This is a genomic window from Burkholderia sp. BCC0419, from assembly GCF_902830285.1.
Lineage (GTDB): Bacteria > Pseudomonadota > Gammaproteobacteria > Burkholderiales > Burkholderiaceae > Burkholderia.
This window is the reverse complement of the sequence record NZ_CADESR010000001.1, coordinates 2,246,574-2,258,851: the sequence shown is the minus strand read 5'-3', so window position 1 is coordinate 2,258,851 and position 12,278 is coordinate 2,246,574. Positions and strand designations below refer to the sequence as shown.

Genomic DNA, 12,278 nt, shown 5'->3' with positions numbered 1-12,278 from the left:
AAGAGGGCATGGAACAGTTGAACTATCGCTTCACCGCGCGCGACCGCGCGAAGGGCGAGCAGGCCACGGCGCTCGTCGGCGTGGTCGCGTCCGGCAATCTCGAAGTGCTGGTCGAGCGCGTGCTGCCGGGCAACGAATGCGAGATCGACATCCGCACCGCGGCCGTCGGTTTCGGCGCGGTGTGGCAGGCGGTCGTGTCGGATTTCGTCGAGCGGCGCATGCCGGGCGGCCTGAAACTGTCGATCAACGACGGCGGCGCGCGCCCCGACATGGTGTCGCTGCGGCTCGCGCAGGCCGTGCGCGCGATCGAGGGAGACGCATGATGAGCGACGTGATTCACGACGCGCCGGCGTTCGTCGCGAACGCGGCGAGCTGGTACGAAGCGTCGGCGCGGCAGCGCATCGACGGGCTGCTCGACGCGGGCAGTTTCAGCGAATTCCTCGGGCCGGCCGAGCGCGTGACGAGCCCGCACCTGCCGCTGTTCGACCTGCCGCAGCAGTTCGACGACGGGATGGTGGTCGGCCACGGCCGGCTCGACGGCCGGCCGGTGCTGGTCGCCGCGCAGGAGGGCCGCTTCATGGGCGGCGCGTTCGGCGAAGTGCACGGCGCGAAGCTCACCGGCCTGCTGCGCGCCGCGCGCGAAGTCGGCAAGCCGGTGCTGATCCTGTTCGATACGGGCGGCGTGCGGTTGCAGGAAGCGAACGCGGGCGAGCTCGCGATCGCCGAGATCATGCGCGCGCTCGTCGACGCGCGTGCGGCCGGCGTGCCGGTGATCGGGCTGATCGGCGGGCGCGCGGGCTGCTATGGCGGCGGCGGGCTGCTCGCCGCGTGCTGCTCGGCGCTCGCGGTGTCGGAGCAGGGGCGCATCAGCGTGTCGGGCCCCGAAGTGATCGAGACCAATCGCGGCGTCGAGGAATTCGACTCGAAGGATCGCGCGCTGATCTGGCGCACGATGGGCGGCAAGCACCGGCGGCTGATCGGCGGCGCCGACCGCTATGTGGCCGACACGCCGGACGCGTTTCGCGCGGCCGCGCTCGAACTGATCGGCCGCGCGCCGGCGTTCGATGCAGCGATGCTGCGCGCGGAACAGGCGCGTCTCGAAGCGCGGGTCGAACGGTTCGGCGCCTGCAAGGACGCGCTCGACGTGTGGCGCATGCTCGGGGCCGACGCGCCGGAAGCGATTCCGGGCATGGCCGACGACGCGTTCGCGAAGCTCGCCGATCAACTGCAGGAGTCCCAGCATGACGCTCGATGAAGTACTGAACTCGCTGTTTCCCCGAGGCCATTCGATTGCGCGTAATGGCGGCCTGCTGACGGGCCACGCGGAACTGGCCGGCACGCGCGTCGACGTGATCGGTGTTGCCGACCGCTTGCCGTTCGGCATCGACGAGGCGCTGACGCTCGCGGCGCGCGTGCTCGACACGGTCGAGCGCGGCGGCGACACGCCGGTCCTCGTGCTGGTCGACAGCGACAGCCAGCGGATGAGCAAGCGCGACGAATTGCTCGGCCTGAACGAAGGGCTGTCGCATCTCGCGAAATGCCTGATGCACGCGGATCTCGCCGGACACCGGACGATCGGCGTGCTGTACGGCCACACGGCCGCCGGCGCATTCATCGCGACCGCGCTCGCGACGCGCACGCTGCTCGCGGTGCCGGGCGCCGAGCCGGAGGTGATGGACCTGCCGTCGATGTCGCGCGTGACCAAGCTGCCGATCGACGTGCTGAAGGAGATGGCGCGTTCGACGCCGGTGTTCGCGCCGGGGCTCGACAATCTCGTGAAGATGGGCGCCGTCGACGCCGTGCTCGATCCGTCCCGCGCGCTCGACGCGCAGGTCGGCGAATGGCTCGGCAAGCCGGCCGAGCGCATCGACCGGCGCGCGGCGCGCGGCCGGCCGGTCGCGACCGACGTCGCCGGCCGCGTCGAGGCACTCGCGCGTGCCGCACGCTGATCTGCCGCTGCGCCGCCACACGCTCGTCACGCTGACGGCGGCCGGGTGGGGCGCGGCATTCGCCCGCGACCCCGCGCTCGCGGGCGATCCGCTCGTGCGGGAATGGGCCGAACGCGGCTGGCCGCTGATCGTGCGTCGCGCGTCGCCGGATGAAGCCGATGCCGGCCGCGTGCCGCTCGGCCTGCCGCTGCCGCCGTCGGCGGGCAAGCGGCGCATCGCGCTGAACGTGGCCGCCGACGCGCTCGCGACGGTCGGCCCGCTGCCGACCTTGACGGACGTGCTCGCCGCCGCGCCCGCGGCATGGCAGGCGCCGTTGCGCGAGCTCGATGCGCTCGGCGCGCGCTGCGGCGTGCAGGGTCGCGTGTTCGGCAGTCTCGCGTGGCAGGCGCTGACGGGCGAGTCATATCTGAGCGCATCGTCCGATCTCGACATCGTGTTTCCGCTGCCGGACGCCGCGTCGCTTGCGCCGCTGCTCGACGGTCTCGCGGCGATCGACGCGCGCGCGCCGATGCGCATCGACGGCGAACTGCTGCGCGACGACGGCGCGGGCGTCAACTGGCGCGAGCTGCATGCGCGGTTGCCCGAAATCGCGGTGAAGACCGCGATCGCCGTCGAACTGATGCGCGCCGATGCATTCGCCGGAGGCACGCGATGAACGCACGGGTTGCCTGCCGCGTAGCGGCGCCGTCCGATGCCGAGCGCATCGCTGCGCTGGCCGAGCACAGCCTCGTGCTCGAGATCGACACCTATCCGAAGCCGGGCCTCGTCAGTCACGTCGATACCGGCAGTCACGCGGACATGGATGCGGCGACGTTCGCGCGTAGCGCGGCCGTGCTGCGGCCGTACTTCGCGGAACTCGCCGACGCGGGCGCGCGCGACGCCGATATGGCCGTGCTGCGCAAGATCGGCCTGCGCGCGGAACACGCAATGCTCGCCGCGACCGGCGGCGTCAATACGCATCGCGGCGCGATCTTCGGGCTCGGGCTGCTGTGCGCGGCCGCCGGCCGGCGCGCGCTGCCGGGCGCGATGCCGGCCGGGACGACGCTCGGTGCGTTCGTGTCCCGCCGCTGGGGCGTCGAGATCCTCGGCGGCCCGCGTTTGCCGGACAGTCATGGCGAGCGCGCCAGCCGCCGCTACGGTGTCGGCGGTGCGCGTCGCGAGGCGGCCGACGGCTTCCCGACCGTGTACGCGGTCGGACTGCCCGCGCTGCGCCGCGCCCAGCGCGACCTGCCGGGCGATCCGGAAGCCGCACGCGTCGCCGCGTGCTTCGCGCTGATCGCCGCGCTCGACGACACGAATCTGCTGCACCGGGGCGGGCAGGACGGCCTCGATTTCGCCCGTGCGACCGCCCGCGCGTTCGTCGCGCGCGGCGGCGTGCGGGCGCGCGACTGGCGGCTGCGCGCGGCGGCCGCGCATCGTGCGTTCGTCGCGCGCCGGCTGAGCCCGGGCGGCGCGGCCGACCTGCTCGCGATGAGCGTATTCGTCGATGCGCTCGAAGCCGAAGGGCACGCGCGATGACGCTGGCCATCCTGTGCTCGGGGCAAGGCGCGCAACGCGCCGACATGTTCGACCTGACCGGGTCGGCGCCGCGGGCCGACGCACTGTTCGCGCATGCGGGCCGGCTGCTCGGCGACGATCCGCGCGCGTGGGTCCGGCAGGCCGGGCCCGACGCGCTGCGGGAAAACCGTGCCGCGCAGATCCTCTGCACGGTCCAGGCGCTCGCGGCGGCCGCGCTGCTCGACACGGTGTGGCCGCGCCGGCGCTGCGTCGCGGGCTACAGCGTCGGGGAGGTCGGCTCGTGGAGCGTCGCGGGGATGATCGACCCGCACGCTGCGCTCGACCTGGCCGCCGCGCGTGCACGCGAGATGGATGCCGCGAGCGGCGGCGACGAGCGGATGGTGTTCGTGCGCGGCCTGACGCGCGCGCAACTCGCGCAGCTGTGCGACGGTCGCGACGCGGCCATCGCGATCGCGAACCCTGGCGATGCGTTCGTGGTCGCGGGGCGGCACGCCGATGTCGATGCCGTGGCCGACGACGCGGCGCGCGCCGGCGCGCTGCGCGTCGCGCCCGTCTGCGTGCGGATCGCGTCGCACACGCGCCGGCTGGCGGCGGCCGTGCCGGCATTCCGCGCGACGCTGGCCGCGACGCGCGTGCGCCGGCCGTTGCCCGGCACGCGGCTGTTCTCGGGGATCGACGGCGCGTCGGTGCTCGATGTCGACACGGGCCTCGACAAGCTCGCGCGGCAGATCGCCGAGCCGGTCGAGTGGGCGGCCTGTCTTGCCGCGTGCGTGGAGGCCGGCGCAACCGCGTTTCTCGAACTCGGCCCCGGGCGCGCGCTGGCCGAGATGGCGGGCGGCGCGTATCCCGCGCTGCCGGCGCGCAGCCTCGCGGATTTCCGTTCCGTCGACGGCGTGACGAGCTGGCTCGCGCGCGTCGCGGCCGGCTGATCGGCGGGTTGAAACCCGGCTTGAAACACAGCCGCCGCGCACCGGTTTCGCACTGTGTGTTGCGCCGGCGCAGCAGCGTCGCAGCCGCCCCTTGCCACGCGAATTGGCGTCGCTACAATGGCGCCCGCCATGAGACCAGCCGCCTTCCTGCTCGCCGCGTTCTGCTGCGCGACGAGCGTCCACGCCAGCCAGATTCCGTCCGACGCCGCATCGGTCGGCACGTACTTTTCGTATGACAACGCGGCGGCCGACGCGACCGTCGATCTGATCGAACAGGCGCAGCGCCGCGTGCTGCTGGCCGGCTATACGCAGGTGCAGCCGGCTGTCGCGAGCGCGCTGCGCGCGGCCCGCGCACGCGGGATCGAGGTGCGCGTCGTGCTGGTGCGCCCGCCGCGTGCGGGCAGGTACAGCGGCGCCGGCTATCTGAAATCCGCGGGCATTGACGTCGCGATCGATTCGCGGCACGGCGGCCCCGCGTCGCGCTTCGTGATCGTCGACGACAGCGTCGCGCTGACGACGCTGTCCGACGGCGCGGCCGAGCACGCCGACACGGTGAACGTGTTCCGGCGCGCGCCCGAACTCGCGCAGTCCTACGCGCAGTCGTTCTGGCGGCTGTACCGGCAGGCTGGCGGCCTCTGACCCTTTGCTTCGGCGCATCGCGCGCCGGTGTGACCCTGCTTGCATCGGCGCGAGCGATGAACCATCCTCGTTGACAGGTGCCGGCGCGGCTTTCGCGCAGTCGGCGCAACGGCAGGGAGCCGATCGTGACCGAAAGCAGTTTTGCCGATCGCGCCGATGCCGGCCGGCAGCTGGCCGACGCGTTGCGCGAATACGCGGGGCGAAGCGATGTGGTCGTGCTCGCGCTGCCGCGCGGCGGCGTGCCCGTCGCGTATCCGGTCGCGTGCGCGCTGCGCGCGCCGCTCGACGTGCTGGTCGTGCGCAAGCTCGGCGTGCCGTTCGACCCGGAGCTCGCGATGGGCGCGATCGCGACCGGCGGCGCGACGCATCTGCAGCGGTCGGTGATCCGCACGATGGGCGTATCGGATGCGCAACTCGCCGACGTGATCGCGCGCGAGACGGCCGAACTGCAACGCCGCGAAGCGCTGTACCGCGGCGCGGCGCCGCCGCTGGCGGTGGACGGACGCATCGTGATCGTCGTCGACGACGGTATCGCGACCGGTGCGTCGATGCGCGTCGCGCTGCAGGCGTTGCGCGAGCGCCACCCGGCGCGCATCGTCGCGGCGGTGCCGGTCGCGCCGGCGGGCGCGGCGCACGTGTTCGACGGCCTGGCGGACGCGTTCGTCACGGTGTCGCAGCCGCTGCGGTTGTTCGGAATCAGCCAGTTCTACACGCGCTTCGAGCAGACGAGCGACGATGAAGTGCGCGCGCTGCTCGACGCGGCGCGCCCCTGACGCGTCGTCACGCTCACTGAATCCGGCGCGGGCGCGGTCGGCCGGCTTCCGCCAGCGCGAACACATGCTGTAGCGCCGGATGGACGTTGCCGTGCCAGCGTGGCCCCGTAAACAATCCGTAGTGGTCGCAATCGTCGATATCGACGCGATGGTGCTCGTCGGCCGAGAGGCCGCTGCACAGGTCGAGCGCCGCATGCGTCTGGCCGGCGCCCGTGACCGTGTCGCGGGCGCCTTCGACGGTCAGCAGCGCGACGTCGCGCAGCGCGGCCGGTTCGACGGGCCGGCCGTGCACGCGCCACGCGCCGGTCGCGAGCAGCATGCGCTGGAACACGACGTCGACCGTGTCGAGAAAATAGTCGGCCGGCATGTCGAGCAGCGCGGTGTATTCGCGCAGCGCCCGCCGGGCGTCGGCGAGCCCGGTCATGTCGAAGCGGGAAGCTGCCAGCGCGTAGGTTTCGATCAGCGTCAGGAAGCGTTGCGGATACAGGAGCGCGATCTCGCCCTGTTGCAGATAGGTCGGGAACACGTGGCGGCCATGCCCCGTGAAACCGGGCGGCACGATGTCGATCAGGTGGCGCCGGCACCAGTCGAGCGAATGGGCGGCGGCCGCAGCGCCGAGCGCGCTCGGGTTCAGGCGTGCGTCGAGCGGGCCGCCGATCAGCGTGATACTCGCGGGCGGCGCGAGGCCGCGCGCGGCACGCAGCGCGAGTGCGCCGAGCGCCGGCACGGTGGCCTGGCACACGGCGACGACGTGCAGCGGCCGACCGTCGCGCTGGAGGGTGTCGACGAAGCCGTCGAGCATCGCGACGTACTCGTCGAGCCCGAAACGGCCTGCCGCGAGCGGCACGTCGCGCGCATTGCGCCAGTCGGTCACGCAGACGTCGCCATCGGCGAGCAGCGTTTCGGCGGTTTCCCGCATCATCACGGCCGCATGCCCGACGAGCGGCGCGCACAGCAGCACCGTGCGGCGCGCGTCGGCGTGCGCGAAGCGCCGCAAGTCGCAAAACGGCGTGTGCGCGACGACCTGCTCGTCGACGGCCGGCCACGCGAGGTCGAAGCCCGGCGGCGCGGCCTGCGGCCCGAGCAGCGGTTCGAACAGGTCGTCGTAGCACGACGACGCGGCATGCGGCAGCGACGCCGCGGGCCATGCATCGAACGCGTATCGCGTCGCCGCGCGCCATGCGCGCATCCATTCCCGCTGCTGCTCGACGACGGCATACCACATGGCGGACCCTGGGGCGGAAGGAGCGTGAACCTGCATTATGGTCACAGTGGACGGGCAGTGCGAGCCCGATGCGCGGCTGGCTGATGCGCGTCAAGCGCACCGGCGCGCTAGGCGCTGCCGCGCGCCGTTGCTACAGTCGTCGGTCCCATTCCCGCGAGGCGGAGCGTTTGCGATGAAGCTGATCGGCTTGCTGGATTCCCCGTTCGTGCGCCGCGTCGCCATTTCGGCGAAGCCGCTCGACCTGCCGTTCGAACACGAGTCGATCTCGGTGTTTCGTCATGTCGAGCAGTTCAGGACGGTCAACCCGGTCGCCAAGGCGCCGACGCTCGTGACCGACGGCGGCGCCGGACGGTCGCACCCCGCTGTTGGCCGCCGCGCGGCCTTGTCCGGCAAGCCGCTGCCGATTGTTCTCGGCGGCTGACAAGTGACTTCGCATTCGCGCTGTTTATCCGGACGCGACCGATCCCTAGAATCCACTCCATCAAATTACGCATTGCCAGATGGAGCCGATGATGAAAGCCCTGATCGAATCGAGCCTGTACCACCCGTCCGTCGTGTTGCCGCTTGCCGCGCTGGCGCAGCTGATGGTCGAGCGCGATTTCAATCTCGGCCAGGTCGGGCTGATCGTCGCGGCGCGCGGCGCGCAGGCGGCCGTGTCGCGGTCGCGCGCGCTGATCTTCTGCCGTCACGGCGAAGCGCACGCATGAGCACGTTCGCGGCACGCGGATGAAAAAAAGCCCGGCCGGCGCAAGCCGGTCGGGCGGATCGGGTTCGATCGGGCCCCGGCTTCGGCCGGGGCTTTTTCATTGAGCGACGCTCACGCGCGGGCGGGAGTCGCGACGCCGTAGATTTCCGATTCGTCGTCCTCCTCGCGCAACTGGCGCGCGAGCTGGTGCGCTTCGCGGCGCGTCGCGACGGCCGGCGGCGAACCCTTCAGCGGCTGGCGCGCGGTTTCGGCGAGCGCGACGACCGACACGATGCCGATCAGCGCAGCGCCCATCATGTAGTACGCGGGCATCATCAGGTTGTGCGTGACGTCGACGAGCCATGCGGTCACCAGCGGCGTCGTGCCGCCGAACAGCGACACCGACACGTTGAAGCCGATCGCGAGCGCGCCGTACCGGATCTCGGTCGGGAACAGCGCGGGCAGCGCCGACGGCATCACGCCGGTGAAGCACGACAGCAGCACGCCGAGGATCAGCAGGCCGCTGAACACCGACGCCGTGGTGCCCGCATGGATCAGCATCAGCGACGGGATCGACAGCACCAGCAGGCCGACGCAGCCGGCGAGCATCACCGGCTTGCGGCCGACCTTGTCCGACAGGCGGCCGGCGTACAGCGTCATCGGCATCATCAGCACCATCACGATCAGCACCAGCACGAGGCTGTGCGATTCGTCGAAATGCAGCGTCGACGACATGAAGCTCGGCAGGTACGACAGCACCATGTAGTCGGTCACGTTGAAGATCAGCACGAGGCCGACGCACAGCAGCAGCGCACGCCAGTTGCGCAGCAGCGTTTCGCGGAAGCGCGCCTTCGGCACGGCCTTGTCCTGCGCTTCGCGCTCTTCGGCCTGGCGCTTGAACGCGGGCGTTTCCTCGAGCTTCATCCGGATGTAGAGACCGATCAGGCCGAGCGGGCCGGCGATCAGGAACGGCACGCGCCAGCCCCATGACAGCAGCGCTTCCTGCGACAGCGACGCGGTGAGCAGCGCGACGACGCCCGCGCCCAGCACATAGCCGATCAGCGTGCCGAACTCGAGGAAGCTACCCATGAAGCCGCGACGCTTGTCGGTCGAGAACTCGGCGATGAAGGTGGCCGCGCCGCCGTATTCGCCGCCGGTCGAGAAGCCCTGCACGAGGCGGGCGACGAGCAGCAGGATCGGGGCCATGATGCCGATCGACGCATAACTCGGGATCAGGCCGATCGCGAAGGTGCCGACGGCCATCAGGATCATCGTCGCGGCGAGCACGCGCTGGCGGCCGATGCGGTCGCCGAGCGGGCCGAACACCATGCCGCCGAGCGGGCGCACGAGGAACGCGGCCGCGAACGTGCCGAAGGTCGCGAGCAGCTGCGCGGACGGGCTGCTGGACGGGAAGAACACCTTGCCGAGGGTGACGGCGATATAGCTGTAGACGCCGAAGTCGAACCATTCCATCGCGTTGCCGATGGCCATCGCGCTGACGGCGCGCTTGAGCAGGCCCTGGTCGACGACGGTGATGTCGTCCACGGCGAGCGGGGCTTCGCCGGACGACGAAGCGGAGGAAGAGACAGCGGTCGGGCTGACGTGTGTTGCGGTCAAGGTCATGCACTCCTTTGACAGCGCCGGAACGGGCGGGCCGTCCGACACGGTTTGCCGGCGAGCGCGGTGTCGCGTGCTGCGCGTCGGGGCAGACCATTAAGCACTTACTGCACAAAGGGCAGCAAAGGGCCAAGGGGCTGCTTCGACGCGGGCCCGATGGGCCGTCGCGACTGTGCGCTCATGAAGAATGGGCCGCGTGATGCTGGCGGCAGATGCCGGTGCGGACGATGGGTCCGGCGTTCCGGCAACGCCCCGGAGGGGCAACGAAACGAGAAAAGCGGGCCTGTCGGGCGGGCTTTCCTGTGGGTGCAATTTCGATCGAGGCACCGGCCCGCAGCGTGCGGACGGACTTCTCTCAAAATCGAAAAGACAGATATTGAATGTTGAAACAGGCGACATGATAGCACGATGACGGATGATCGTGCAAATTGCCGGGGATCGCCCGCCTGGCGGGGCATCCGGCGCGGCCCGCTCGGGTATGATCGGCGGCGCGCGGCGCGGCCGTGCCGCCCGCCGCGACGGGGCGGAATTCGCGAGGAACCGGATGACCGAACTGATGAGGATCGCGGCGCTGTTCGCCGCTACCGCGCTGGCCGAAATCGTCGGCTGCTACCTGCCGTGGCTCGTGCTGAAGGCCGGGCGCCCGGCCTGGCTGCTGGTGCCGGCCGTGCTGTCGCTCGCGCTGTTCGCGTGGCTGCTGACGCTGCACCCGAGTGCGGCGGGGCGCACTTATGCCGCGTACGGCGGCGTGTACATCGCGGTGGCGCTGATCTGGCTGCGGGTGGTCGACGGCGTCGCGCTGACCCGCTGGGACGTGGCCGGCGCGGTGCTCGCGCTCGGCGGGATGGCCGTCATCGCGCTGCAGCCGCGCGCATGAGCGCGGCCGCGGCGCGGGCCGCGTGCATCAGGCTGCTTCGGCGGTATCCGTATCGGCGGACTGGCGCCACACGCAGGTGCCCTTGACCGACTTGTCGAGCTCGTCGAGCTGCGCCTGGTGCGCGGCAAGCTCGTCGTCGCTCGCCGCCACCACGGTCAGGTCGAGCGCGGCGAGCGACACGCGCTGGCCGTTCCCGGCGCCGCCGTCGGCGCCCGCGTCGTCGAGCATGTCGATCACGAGGCTGTCCTGGCCGCGCGTCATCGCGAGATACACCTCGGCGAGCAGCTCCGAGTCGAGCAGTGCGCCATGCAGCGTGCGGTGCGCGTTGCTGATGCCGAAGCGGTCGCACAGCGCGTCGAGCGAATTGCGCTTGCCGGGGAACATCTGCTTGGCCTGCACCAGCGTGTCGATCACGCCGCCGCAATGCTCGGTGAACGGCGGCAGGCCGAGCCGCACGAATTCGGCGTCGAGAAAGCCAAGGTCGAACGGCGCGTTGTGGATGATCAGCTCGGCGTCCTTCACGAAGTCGAGGATCTGGTGGGCGACTTCCGCGAATTTCGGCTTGTCGCTGAGGAATTCGGTCGTGAGGCCGTGCACCGCCAGTGCGCCCGGATCGCTGTCGCGTTCGGGGTTCACGTAGAAGTGCAGGTTGTTGCCGGTGAGCCGCCGGTTCAGCAGCTCGACGCAGCCGATTTCGATGAGGCGGTCGCCCGTGCGGGCGTTCAGGCCGGTGGTTTCGGTATCGAGAATGATCTGGCGCATGTCGGGAAAAGCAAGGAAAACAGGAGAGGGCGGCCGGCGTTCAGGCGGCCAGCGATTCGACGCCGCGGTTCGCGAGCGCGTCCGCACGCTCGTTCTCGGGATGGCCCGCGTGGCCCTTGACCCAGCGCCACTCGATCTCGTGCTGCACGACGAGCGCGTCGAGCCGCTTCCACAGGTCGGCGTTCTTCACCGGTGTCTTCGCCGCGGTGACCCAGCCTTTCTTCTTCCACCCGTGGATCCACTCGCTGATGCCCTTCTGCACGTATTGCGAGTCGGTATGCACGATCACGCGGCACGGCCGCTTCAGCGCTTCGAGCGCGGCGATCACGCCCATCAGCTCCATGCGGTTGTTGGTCGTGTTCGGCTCGCCGCCGAACAGTTCCTTTTCCTGATCGCCGTAGCGCAGCAGTGCGCCCCAGCCGCCGGGGCCGGGGTTGCCCTTGCAGGCGCCGTCGGTATAGATGTCGATGGTGTCGGTTGTCATGAACGTTCTTGGTGGGTGGTCGGGGAGGCCGCCGGCGTCAGGCCCGGCGCGAGCACGGGCTTCTTCATCTTGATCGGGCCGACGAGGCGCATGCCGCGCACGCGCTTGACGGCCGTCACCATGTAGACGGCGCCGAAGATCGGCCACCAGCGGTCGCCGGCGGCCTCCATGAAGCCGTAGCGGGCCAGCCACTGGTCGGTGGCGAGCGGCGGCCGGTAGCAGCCGAAGCGGCCGCGTTCGAGGTCGAAACCGAGCAGCTTGATCCAGTCCTTGAGCCGGATGAACGCGATCTGGTCGCGCGTGGCCGGCACGAACGGGCGGTTCGCCATGCGCCCGAACGACTGCCGCATGCCCCACAGGCTGAGCGAGTTGAAGCCGGTGATCACGAGCTGGCCTTCCGGCATCAGCACGCGCTCGGCCTCGCGCAGCAGGCGGTGCGGGTCGGACGTGAATTCGAGCGTGTGCGGCATCACGATCAGGTCGACGCTCTGCGATTCGAACGGCAGGTCGAGCAGGTCGCACCAGGTCGTGCTGCGATCGGCGGGCGCATGGGCCGCCGCGTGCGCTTCGCGCGCCCACGGATACTGATACGGCGCGCTCGCGCCGCTCGCCGGGTCGAGCACGAGGCCGCGATACGGCATGCGGTTCTCGCGCAGCGCATCGAGCTGCGGCAGGCCGAGCTGCAGCGCGTGAAAGCCGAAGACGTCGGACACGATCCGGTCGAGCTGCGCCTGCTCCCAGCCCAGCACGTAGCGGCCGGGCGGCGAGTCGGTCCAGGCGGGCCAGTCTATAATTTGTGGATCGGACATAACGATGATTG

At 70.8% G+C, this 12,278-nt stretch carries 15 protein-coding genes and 1 pseudogene; 11 read left to right on the top strand and 5 right to left on the bottom strand.

Annotation, left to right across the window (positions count from 1 at the left end; all coding sequences use genetic code 11):
• The first annotated feature begins 8 nt into the window (after positions 1-8).
• The 8 genes from mdcC to HWW87_RS10015 all read left to right on the top strand — a co-directional run bounded on the left by mdcC (position 9) and on the right by HWW87_RS10015 (position 5,808).
• Complete coding sequence (gene mdcC / locus HWW87_RS10050) at positions 9-323, top strand: malonate decarboxylase acyl carrier protein (RefSeq protein ID WP_175820163.1); 315 nt, start codon at positions 9-11, stop codon at positions 321-323.
• Positions 320-1,255 (top strand): biotin-independent malonate decarboxylase subunit beta, encoded by a 936-nt coding sequence (locus HWW87_RS10045; protein ID WP_175820162.1) that lies wholly within the window; start codon positions 320-322, stop codon positions 1,253-1,255. Before mdcC ends, HWW87_RS10045 begins: the two co-directional genes overlap by 4 nt.
• Positions 1,242-1,949, top strand: a complete 708-nt coding sequence (gene mdcE / locus HWW87_RS10040; protein ID WP_175820161.1) for a biotin-independent malonate decarboxylase subunit gamma — start codon at positions 1,242-1,244, stop codon at positions 1,947-1,949. The genes HWW87_RS10045 and mdcE overlap by 14 nt, the downstream gene beginning before the upstream one ends.
• Positions 1,936-2,604 (top strand): malonate decarboxylase holo-[acyl-carrier-protein] synthase, encoded by a 669-nt coding sequence (gene mdcG / locus HWW87_RS10035; RefSeq protein WP_175820160.1) that lies wholly within the window; start codon positions 1,936-1,938, stop codon positions 2,602-2,604. Before mdcE ends, mdcG begins: the two co-directional genes overlap by 14 nt.
• Entirely contained in the window at positions 2,601-3,467 is an 867-nt protein-coding gene (gene mdcB / locus HWW87_RS10030) for a triphosphoribosyl-dephospho-CoA synthase MdcB (RefSeq protein ID WP_175820159.1), read from the top strand. The genes mdcG and mdcB overlap by 4 nt, the downstream gene beginning before the upstream one ends.
• A complete protein-coding gene (locus tag HWW87_RS10025; protein ID WP_175820158.1) occupies positions 3,464-4,396 on the top strand; it encodes an acyltransferase domain-containing protein in 933 nt (310 codons plus the stop codon). The genes mdcB and HWW87_RS10025 overlap by 4 nt, the downstream gene beginning before the upstream one ends.
• A gap of 117 nt (positions 4,397-4,513) precedes the next feature.
• Entirely contained in the window at positions 4,514-5,035 is a 522-nt protein-coding gene (locus HWW87_RS10020) for a phospholipase D-like domain-containing protein (protein ID WP_175820157.1), read from the top strand.
• Between the two features lie 125 nt (positions 5,036-5,160).
• Positions 5,161-5,808 (top strand): phosphoribosyltransferase family protein, encoded by a 648-nt coding sequence (locus tag HWW87_RS10015; protein WP_175820156.1) that lies wholly within the window; start codon positions 5,161-5,163, stop codon positions 5,806-5,808.
• A 13-nt stretch (positions 5,809-5,821) separates the two neighbouring features.
• On the opposite strand, the gene HWW87_RS10010 is transcribed toward HWW87_RS10015, so the two are convergent.
• Positions 5,822-7,033 carry a polyhydroxyalkanoate depolymerase gene (locus HWW87_RS10010; RefSeq protein WP_175820155.1) on the bottom strand — a complete coding sequence of 404 codons (1,212 nt, stop codon included), beginning with the start codon at positions 7,031-7,033 and terminating at the stop codon, positions 5,822-5,824.
• Positions 7,034-7,205: 172 nt separating this feature from the next.
• Between HWW87_RS10010 and HWW87_RS10005 the strand changes: the two are divergent.
• Together HWW87_RS10005 and HWW87_RS10000 are read left to right on the top strand one after the other, a co-directional pair.
• Positions 7,206-7,376: pseudogene (locus tag HWW87_RS10005) on the top strand (glutathione S-transferase N-terminal domain-containing protein); the annotation flags it as partial.
• Between the two features lie 166 nt (positions 7,377-7,542).
• On the top strand, positions 7,543-7,740 hold the full coding sequence (locus HWW87_RS10000; RefSeq protein WP_244107175.1) for a hypothetical protein: 198 nt from the start codon (positions 7,543-7,545) through the stop codon (positions 7,738-7,740).
• A 110-nt stretch (positions 7,741-7,850) separates the two neighbouring features.
• Here HWW87_RS10000 and proP read toward each other — a convergent pair whose 3' ends face one another.
• Positions 7,851-9,341, bottom strand: coding sequence for a glycine betaine/L-proline transporter ProP (gene proP, locus HWW87_RS09995; RefSeq protein WP_175820152.1), 1,491 nt, complete (start codon positions 9,339-9,341; stop codon positions 7,851-7,853).
• A gap of 538 nt (positions 9,342-9,879) precedes the next feature.
• Between proP and HWW87_RS09990 the strand changes: the two genes are divergently transcribed.
• Positions 9,880-10,212 carry a YnfA family protein gene (locus tag HWW87_RS09990; protein ID WP_175820151.1) on the top strand — a complete coding sequence of 111 codons (333 nt, stop codon included), beginning with the start codon at positions 9,880-9,882 and terminating at the stop codon, positions 10,210-10,212.
• A gap of 27 nt (positions 10,213-10,239) precedes the next feature.
• On the opposite strand, the gene dnaQ is transcribed toward HWW87_RS09990, so the two are convergent.
• The 3 genes from dnaQ to HWW87_RS09975 are packed head-to-tail and all read right to left on the bottom strand — an operon-like array spanning position 10,240 to position 12,267.
• The gene (dnaQ, locus tag HWW87_RS09985) at positions 10,240-10,974 is read right to left on the bottom strand and encodes a DNA polymerase III subunit epsilon (protein ID WP_175820150.1); all 735 of its coding nucleotides are present in this window, start codon (positions 10,972-10,974) and stop codon (positions 10,240-10,242) included.
• 40 nt (positions 10,975-11,014) lie between these two features.
• Positions 11,015-11,458, bottom strand: a complete 444-nt coding sequence (gene rnhA, locus HWW87_RS09980; protein ID WP_027784072.1) for a ribonuclease HI — start codon at positions 11,456-11,458, stop codon at positions 11,015-11,017.
• Positions 11,455-12,267, bottom strand: a complete 813-nt coding sequence (locus HWW87_RS09975) for a class I SAM-dependent methyltransferase (RefSeq protein WP_175820149.1) — start codon at positions 12,265-12,267, stop codon at positions 11,455-11,457. The genes rnhA and HWW87_RS09975 overlap by 4 nt, the downstream gene beginning before the upstream one ends.
• Positions 12,268-12,278 lie beyond the last annotated feature (11 nt).

Bases quoted from the DNA above. Each gene is read 5' to 3' on its own strand.
- rnhA (WP_027784072.1), bottom strand. From the start codon at position 11,458: ATGACAACCGACACCATCGACATCTATACCGACGGCGCCTGCAAGGGC.
- dnaQ (WP_175820150.1), bottom strand. From the start codon at position 10,974: ATGCGCCAGATCATTCTCGATACCGAAACCACCGGCCTGAACGCCCGC.
- HWW87_RS10010 (WP_175820155.1), bottom strand. From the start codon at position 7,033: ATGTGGTATGCCGTCGTCGAGCAGCAGCGGGAATGGATGCGCGCATGG.
- mdcB (WP_175820159.1), top strand. From the start codon at position 2,601: ATGAACGCACGGGTTGCCTGCCGCGTAGCGGCGCCGTCCGATGCCGAG.
- HWW87_RS10025 (WP_175820158.1), top strand. From the start codon at position 3,464: ATGACGCTGGCCATCCTGTGCTCGGGGCAAGGCGCGCAACGCGCCGAC.
- HWW87_RS10020 (WP_175820157.1), top strand. From the start codon at position 4,514: ATGGCGCCCGCCATGAGACCAGCCGCCTTCCTGCTCGCCGCGTTCTGC.
- HWW87_RS09990 (WP_175820151.1), top strand. From the start codon at position 9,880: ATGACCGAACTGATGAGGATCGCGGCGCTGTTCGCCGCTACCGCGCTG.
- proP (WP_175820152.1), bottom strand. From the start codon at position 9,341: ATGACCTTGACCGCAACACACGTCAGCCCGACCGCTGTCTCTTCCTCC.
- HWW87_RS10045 (WP_175820162.1), top strand. From the start codon at position 320: ATGATGAGCGACGTGATTCACGACGCGCCGGCGTTCGTCGCGAACGCG.
- mdcC (WP_175820163.1), top strand. From the start codon at position 9: ATGGAACAGTTGAACTATCGCTTCACCGCGCGCGACCGCGCGAAGGGC.
- HWW87_RS10000 (WP_244107175.1), top strand. From the start codon at position 7,543: ATGATGAAAGCCCTGATCGAATCGAGCCTGTACCACCCGTCCGTCGTG.
- mdcE (WP_175820161.1), top strand. From the start codon at position 1,242: ATGACGCTCGATGAAGTACTGAACTCGCTGTTTCCCCGAGGCCATTCG.
- HWW87_RS09975 (WP_175820149.1), bottom strand. From the start codon at position 12,267: ATGTCCGATCCACAAATTATAGACTGGCCCGCCTGGACCGACTCGCCG.